This window comes from Paracoccus sp. S4493 (genome assembly GCF_000967735.1).
GTDB lineage: Bacteria > Pseudomonadota > Alphaproteobacteria > Rhodobacterales > Rhodobacteraceae > Paracoccus > Paracoccus marcusii.
In genome coordinates, this window is sequence record NZ_JXYF01000446.1 from 1 (window position 1) to 621 (window position 621).

The 621-nt window shown below is 68.6% G+C and carries 1 protein-coding gene; it reads left to right on the forward strand.

What is annotated here, in order from left to right:
* The coding region (locus tag TW83_RS21520) for a hypothetical protein (RefSeq protein ID WP_045984224.1) at positions 1–453 on the forward strand (453 nt) is incomplete at its 5' end.
* Between the last annotated feature and the right edge of the window lie 168 nt (positions 454–621).

The following is a 621-nucleotide window of genomic DNA, read 5'->3' on the forward strand; positions in this document are numbered from 1 at the left end:
GGCGCCGGGTTCGGGACGGGTGCGCTGGAACGCGCCGCGTTCCGCCTGTCGAAACCGCTGCCCGAGATGTTCGAGGATCTGGGCGGATGGATGACGCGCATCGAGCCTGTGCGGCGCCTGCTGCGGTTTTCGGGCCGCGACTTCAAGGATTTCCTGCTGCGTCTTGAGGAGCTGCCCGGTCGCGCGCATCTGGTCCTGCCCGACCTGGAGGTTCCGCGCCTGCAGGTCGAGGCGGAGGATCAGTCCGTCTGGCTGGTCATGCTGGAACCCGACCCGGTGTGGCAGCATCTTCTGGTCGGGCTGATCCGCGGCATGGCTGACGATTACGGCGCGCTGTGCCTCATCTCGGTCGAGGGGCTGTCCATCCGTATCGACATCTGGGACGAACAGTTCTTCGAGGGCCGCATCTTCAGCCTGCAGGGGGCGCAGCTGAGCGGCGCGGTGTCGTCGTGACGGGCCCGACCATGTCCGCGCAGGCGCTTGGGCAGCTGCTGCCCATGCACCTGTGGCTGTCGGCCTGCGGCAAGGTCCTGTCGGTCGGGCCGACGCTGTCCAAGCTGATCCCAGACCTGGCAGACGGGCTGGCGGACCGGTTGGTAAGCGGGCGCGCGGGGCAGGGGC